Raw genomic sequence first — 6,728 nt, forward strand, 5'->3', positions numbered from 1 at the left:
CAGCGAGAAGCGTCGAGGTGTCCGAGATCGCCCCGTTTCGCGAGCGAGCGTGCTTTTACACGCGAGGGCGGGCGGGATCGGGCGCATCGACGCTTCGCAGCGTCGAGCAGTTCCACCGTCCGGCAGGACGCTTCTGTCCCCGCTCGGACGCATAGCCAGGGAAACAACAGTCTCCGGACGCTATTTCGTGCCGAAGATGCGGTCGCCGGCGTCTCCGAGGCCGGGGACGATGTAGGCATGGTCGTTCAACCCCTCGTCGATGGCGCAGGTGTAGATGCGCACGTCGGGGTCGGCGGCGAGCACGGCCTCGATGCCGGCGGGAGCCGCCACGAGCACCATGAGTTTGACGTTCTTCACGCCGATCTTGCGCAGGTACTGGATGGCGGCCACGGCCGAGCCGCCGGTGGCGAGCATGGGGTCCACCACGAGCACGTCGCGCTCGGCGATGCTGTCGGGCATCTTCGCGTAGTACTCGTGCGGCTCGTGCGTCTCGGGGTCGCGGTACATGCCGAGGTGCCCCACGAACGTCGAGGGCATGAGCTCCTGCACGCCCTCCACCATGCCGAGGCCGGCGCGCAGGATGGGAACGATGACCATCTTCTTGCCGGCCACCTGCTTGCACGTGGTCTTGCAGATGGGCGTTTCCACCTCCACGTCCTCGAGGGCGAGGTCGCGCGTGGCCTCGTAGCCCTCGAACAGGGCGAGCTCGCGCACGAGGGCGCGGAAGTCCTTCGAGGACGTGTCCTTGCTGCGCAGCTTGGACAGCTTGTGCTGCACCATGGGATGGTCGACGACGGTGACGCGGTCGTAGCGGTTCGTCATGGGCAAATCCTTTCACGCAGGTCAAGTGAAGTCAGCGAGGGCTTCCGCAGCGCCCCGAATTGCCGTGTTGCGCGGCCGAGCGTGCTTCGCGCGTGCTGAACAAGCCAGTGGCTTGTTCTGTGCAACGCTATGCGCCCGAGCGGTCGCGCCTTGCGCGCTTGTCGCGCAAGGCCAAAAGCGGCAAAGCGGGGTGCTGCGGGAGGCTGCAGCGTCGGGCAGTTCCGCCGCCCGTCAGGACGGCGGAATGCCTAGTAGTCGAGCCCGGGATAAAGCGGGTGGGCGGCGAGCAGAGCGTCCACCTTGGCGCGGACGTCGGCGAGCTTCGCCTCGTCATCGGCGTTGAACACGGCGTAGGCGATGAGCTGGCCCACCTCGTAGAAGTCCTCCGCGGTGAAGCCGCGCGTGGTGGCGGCGGCGGAGCCCACGCGGATGCCGCTCGTGACGAAGGGGCTGCGCGGCTCGCCCGGGATGGCGTTCTTGTTCACCGTGAGGCCCACGCTCTCCAAGAGCTTCTCGGCGTCCTTGCCGGTGACGTCGGCGGGCGTGAGGTCCACGAGGCACAGGTGGTTGTCGGTGCCGCCGGACACGAGGCGCAGGCCGCCGTCCATCATGCCCTGGCCGAGGCGCGCGGCGTTCTCCACCACATGGCCGATGTACTCTTTGTACGAAGGTTGCGCGGCCTCGCCGAACGCGACGGCCTTGCCGGCGATGACGTGCATGAGCGGGCCGCCCTGGGAGCCGGGGAACACGGCCTTGTCCACGCGCTTGGCGATGTCCTCGTCGTTTGCGAGGATGAAGCCGCCGCGCGGGCCGCGTAGGGTCTTGTGGCTGGTGGAGGTGACGACGTCGGCGTGCGGCACGGGGCTGGGGTGCGCGCCTGCGGCCACGAGGCCGGCGATGTGGGCCATGTCCACCATGAAGTACGCGCCCACCTCGCGCGCGATGGCGCCCATGCGCTCGAAGTCGATGATGCGCGGGTAGGCGCTCGCGCCGCCCACGATGAGCTTCGGGCGGACCTCCTTGGCGATGCGCTCCACCTCGTCGTAGTTGATCGTCTCCGTCTCGGGATCCACGCCGTAGCTGGCGAAATGGTAGTGGCGGCCCGAGAAGTTCACCGGAGAGCCGTGCGTGAGGTGGCCGCCCTCGGCCAGGCTCATGCCGAGCACCGTGTCGCCCAGCTCGATGAGCGCCTCGTACGCGCCCAGGTTCGCGTTCGCTCCGCAGTGGGGCTGCACGTTCGCGAAGTTCGCGCCGAAGAGGGCGCAGGCGCGCTCGCGGGCGAGGTCCTCCACGATATCGACCTTCTCGCAGCCGCCGTAGTAGCGCTTGCGCGGGTAGCCCTCGGCGTACTTGTTCGTGAGCACGCTGCCCACGGCCTCGAGCACGGCGGGCGACGTGAAGTTCTCCGACGCGATGAGCTCCACGGAGTCGCGTTCGCGGGCGAGCTCCTGGCGCAGGGCGTCGGCGACGGCGGGGTCTTGCTCGGGCAGGTAGGTCAAGGGCATGGCGGTTCCTTTCGGGATACGGGCGCGGGTCGCGCGAAAGGCGGCGTCGCTGATGATGCGGCTTATGCTAGCACAACGGCCCGCGCCGGTTGAGCAGGCGCGGGCCGTCGGTTCGGCCTCACTTGGCTTCGAGGGCCATGATCTTCTCCACGCGGCCGGCGTGGCGGCCCTCCCCGAAGGGAGTGGCGAGAAACGCGTCGAGGATGGCGCGGTTCGTCTCCTCGTCCACGAAGCGACCGGAGAGCGTGACGACGTTCGCGTCGTTGTGCTCGCGCGACAGCTCGGCGAACTGCGGGGTGACCACGTTCACGGCGCGGATGCCGTCCACCTTGTTCGCGGCCACGGCCATGCCGATGCCCGTGCCGCACACGAGCACGCCGCGCTCGGCCGCCCCGCCCGCCACGTCGCGGGCTACGAGCTCGGCGAAGTCCGGGTAGTCCACGCGGTCGTCGGTGTCCGGGCCGCGGTCGATCACGTCGTGGCCCTGCGCGGCCAGGTAGTCCACGAGCGCCTGCTTCTGCTCGAAGCCCGCGTGGTCGCTGGCGATGCTGATGTTCATGGGCGGTTCCTTTCGTAGTGGTGGGTTCTTCGGCTCGCTCCGCCCGATCAGGGCACCATCGTGCGCCGCACGGCGCGCGCCCAGCCCTCCAGCAGGCGGGCATGGCGGGCGTCCTCCATGCCCGGCGCGTAGACCGTGTCCGAGGAGCGCAGGTCGGCGAGGCGGGCGGTGTCCTCCCAGAAGCCGGTTCCCAAGCCGGCCAGGTAGGCTGCGCCGAGCGCCGTCGTCTCCGTATTCTGGGGACGGTGCAGCGGCGTGCGCAAGAGGTCGCTTTGGAACTGCATGAGAAAATCGTTCGCCGACGCGCCGCCGTCCACCTTGAGCACCTTGAGCGGCATCCCCGCATCGGCCTCCATGGCCACGGCCAGGTCGTGCACCTGGTAGGCCAGCGACTCCAGCGCGGCGCGCACGATGTGGGCGCGGTTCGTCCCGCGCGTGAGGCCGTAGATGGCGCCGCGCGCCTCGGCGTCCCAGTACGGCGCGCCGAGCCCGGTGAAGGCCGGCACCACGTACACGCCGCCCGTGTCGGGCACGCTGCGCGCGATGGCGCACGTCTCGGCCACGTCGTCGATGAGGCCCAGCTCGTCGCGCAGCCACTGCAAGAGGGCGCCGGCCATGAACACGCTGCCCTCGAGCGCGTATTCGGGCCCGGGCGCGCCGGGCGCGGAGGCGGCCAGCGTCGTGACCAACCGGTGGGTGGAGCGGCACGCCTCGCGCCCCGTGTGCATGAGCAAAAAGCAGCCGGTGCCGTACGTGTTCTTCGCCTGCCCCGCCTCGAAGCAGCACTGGCCGAAGAGCGCGGCCTGCTGGTCGCCCGCCACACCGCGGATGGGCACGCCGCGCACCACGCCGGGGTTCGCCGTCACGCCGTAGTCGGCCGACGAGGGGCGCACGTCGGGAAGCATCGAGGCGGGTATGCCGAACAGGTCGAGCAGCCACGGGTCCCAGCGCATCTCGTGGATGTCGTAGAGCATGGTGCGGCTGGCGTTCGTGACGTCGGTGGCATGCACCTGCCCGTCCGTGAGCGACCACACGAGCCAGCTGTCCACGGTGCCGAACGCGAGCTTGCCGGCCTCGGCGTCGGCACGGGCGCCGGGAACGTTGTCCAGCAGCCATTTCACCTTGCTGGCCGAGAAGTAGGCGTCGGGCACGAGGCCGGTGGTGTCCGCGATGCGACGGGCGACGGCCGCATCGCCGCAGAGCTCCTCCACGATGGGGGCCGTGCGGCGGCACTGCCACACGATGGCGTTGCCCACGGGCCGGCCCGTCTCGCGGTTCCACACGACGGTGGTCTCGCGCTGGTTCGTGATGCCGATGGCATCGATGTCGGCGGGCCCCAGCCCGTGCGACACCGTGAGCTCGGCCAGGGCCCCCAGCTGGGACGACAGGATGTCCAGCGGGTCGTGCTCCACCCAGCCCGGCTGCGGGTAGCGCTGCGGGAACGGGTTCTGCACCGCATCGACGACGCGCCCGTCGGCATCGACGAGCATGGCGCGCGACGAGGTGGTGCCCTGGTCGAGCGCTATGACGTAGCGAACAGTCACAGGCGATCCTTTCCTCGGGAAGCCGCGCCTCGCCCCACAGGAGCGGGCCGACCGAAAGATGCAGCAGCCGCGCCGGAGGCAGCGGCGTCGACGAGCGGGGCATCGGCATGGTCGTCCTGCGCGAATGGTGCGCATGCGCGCCCTGGGGCAGCGCCGCAGCCCGGCGCATGCGCCTTTAGCCAGCACGCCACATCCTCGATCACCTGGTCGCGCCCCGGCTCATTCAGAATCTCGTGGCGCATGCCTTCGTAGACGACCTCCTCGACGCTCTCGACGCCCGCACGGCGCATGAGGGCCGCCGCCGCGCGAACGCCCCGCCCCTCATCCCCCACCGGATCCTCCGCACCGGCAATGAACAGCAGCGGCAGATCGCGCGGCACCCGCGCCGCGCACGAAGGAGCGGCGACCTCGCCGGTGAGGTCGGTGAGGGCCGCATAGCCGCCCACGGTGAACATCGCACCGCACAGCTCGTCCGACAGATAGGCGTCCACCACAGCCGGATCGACGGATAGCCAGTCGAAGGGCGTGCGCGCGCCCTTGATGCGCCTGCCGAAGGAGCCCGCCCCCATGCGATCGATGAGCGTGCTGCGATGGCGCTCCCCCTTCGCGCGTGCGATGAGGCGCGCGAGCAGGTTCCCCGCCGCGGAAAGCGCGCGGGGCTGCTGGCCGGTGCCGCAGATGACGGCTCCGGCCAGGCCCGCGGCATGGCGCGCGAGGTAGGCGCGCACGATGAAGCTGCCCATCGAATGGCCGAACAGGAAGTACGGGGTCTGCGGCGCAAAACGCGCTGCGACGAGCAGGCGCAGTGCATGAACGTTGGCGATGAGGAGGTCTTTGCCGCCTTCGAGCGGGATATGACCGAGATCGTCCGCCGTGGCGGCCGTACGCCCGTGGCCCACGTGATCCTCGCCGCACACGACGAACCCTCGGCGGGCGAGACAGCGCGCGAACTCGTCATAGCGCGCGACATGCTCGGACATGCCGTGGACGATCTGCACGATGCCGCGCGGCGGGACGGTGTCCGAAGCAGCTTCGGAAAGCCGCCATATCAACCCTTTGACGTGGGTCGTTCCATCAACCGAGGGATACTCCACCTCGCTGCGCGCACTATCCGGGCCGGCGGCTACCATGGCCGTCCCTCCCCTCCCTCGACTCCGTCCGCATCCGACGGCAGCGCCTCGATGGCGGAAAGCGCGACGGCCCCTTCGCGCAGCACGCGCGGGCATGCGACAGAGCAATCGAGAACGGTGGAAGCAAGGCCGCTGGGAGAGGCGGCCCGCACGGAAGCGCCCGCACGAGCCGCAGGCCCTGCTGCGAAGACGTCCTCCGCGCGCACGGCGGGCACCCGAGCGAGCAGTGCCTCGTCGATCTCGTCGAACGTGCACGGAGCCGCCTGCCCGGAAGGATTCGCCGACGTGGTGGCCAGCGGCGCGCCCGCAGCGTCGATAAGCGAAAGCGCGCACGCGTCATCAGGCATACGCAGGCCGACGGTGTCAGCGGCCGAGCGGAATGCAGGCGGCACCGCATCCGAAGCGCGCACGATGAGCGTGAGCGGCCCTGGCCAGAAAGCTGCGGCCGCGCGACGCGCGATGGAGGGCACATCGCAACCGTAACGATCGAGGTCGGCGGGATCTCCGACGAGCCAAGCGATGGGCTTTCCGCGATCCCGCTCCTTCAACGCATACAGCACGTCGGGCCCCGAGGCCGCCTCCACGGATATCCCCAGACCGTACACCGTGTCCGTGGGAAAGATGACCGCCTCGCCGCGCCGAAGCGCGCATGCGGCGGCATCGAGAGTTGTGCGGGCGGCCATGAAAGGCTCCTTTCTGCGGGCGGCGGACACGAGTGCGCCCCTTGCGGACGCTTCGAACGCATTGTACCTCCCGCATGGCAGGAAGGAAAACCGAAGCAGGTCCGAAGCGCACGAGGAGCAAGAAGCGATCGAGGGTCGATGCGTACGGGCCTCCGCATGCCGCGCGCATCGCGCGAACGTCGGTCTTCGCCTTCCCTTCCACGAAAGACGCGGCAAGCGCCTCGAAATGGCGCGGATCGCGTTTCGTGCATAGATATAAGGCGATGCGCACGATCCTCGCTTTCTTCAACCTGGGATTATTCGGAAAACCGAAAAAGAGACGGCGCGAATCGATGAAAACCTATGCACGAAACGCGATCCGCGCCGCTTAACGATGACCCCCTCGACGGAAAGCCATGATCGTCGCAGTCGCCCCGCATCCCTCGCGGAGGGCAACGAGCGCAAAGCATGGCAGCACGAAGGAAAGAAAGAGGGAGGGAGGGAGG

At 69.2% G+C, this 6,728-nt stretch carries 6 protein-coding genes; all 6 read right to left on the reverse strand.

Annotated elements, in window-relative coordinates:
• Positions 1-180: 180 nt before the first annotated feature.
• Positions 181-822 carry a uracil phosphoribosyltransferase gene (gene upp, locus B5F40_RS12770; RefSeq protein ID WP_087194667.1) on the reverse strand — a complete coding sequence of 214 codons (642 nt, stop codon included), beginning with the start codon at positions 820-822 and terminating at the stop codon, positions 181-183.
• Between the two features lie 248 nt (positions 823-1,070).
• Positions 1,071-2,327, reverse strand: coding sequence for a serine hydroxymethyltransferase (gene glyA / locus B5F40_RS12775; RefSeq protein WP_087194668.1), 1,257 nt, complete (start codon positions 2,325-2,327; stop codon positions 1,071-1,073).
• A gap of 118 nt (positions 2,328-2,445) precedes the next feature.
• Positions 2,446-2,886: a ribose 5-phosphate isomerase B gene (gene rpiB / locus B5F40_RS12780; protein ID WP_087194669.1), complete on the reverse strand. Its 441-nt coding sequence runs from the start codon at positions 2,884-2,886 to the stop codon at positions 2,446-2,448.
• Between the two features lie 47 nt (positions 2,887-2,933).
• On the reverse strand, positions 2,934-4,376 hold the full coding sequence (glpK, locus tag B5F40_RS12785; protein ID WP_446718599.1) for a glycerol kinase GlpK: 1,443 nt from the start codon (positions 4,374-4,376) through the stop codon (positions 2,934-2,936).
• Between the two features lie 50 nt (positions 4,377-4,426).
• The gene (locus B5F40_RS12790; RefSeq protein WP_087194671.1) at positions 4,427-5,560 is read right to left on the reverse strand and encodes an alpha/beta fold hydrolase; all 1,134 of its coding nucleotides are present in this window, start codon (positions 5,558-5,560) and stop codon (positions 4,427-4,429) included.
• Positions 5,554-6,243, reverse strand: coding sequence for an L-threonylcarbamoyladenylate synthase (locus tag B5F40_RS12795; protein ID WP_087194672.1), 690 nt, complete (start codon positions 6,241-6,243; stop codon positions 5,554-5,556). Before B5F40_RS12795 ends, B5F40_RS12790 begins: the two co-directional genes overlap by 7 nt.
• Positions 6,244-6,728: the final 485 nt, after the last annotated feature.

Origin of the sequence: Gordonibacter sp. An230 (assembly GCF_002159915.1) — a bacterium.
In the GTDB taxonomy this organism is placed as follows: Bacteria; Actinomycetota; Coriobacteriia; order Coriobacteriales; family Eggerthellaceae; genus Rubneribacter.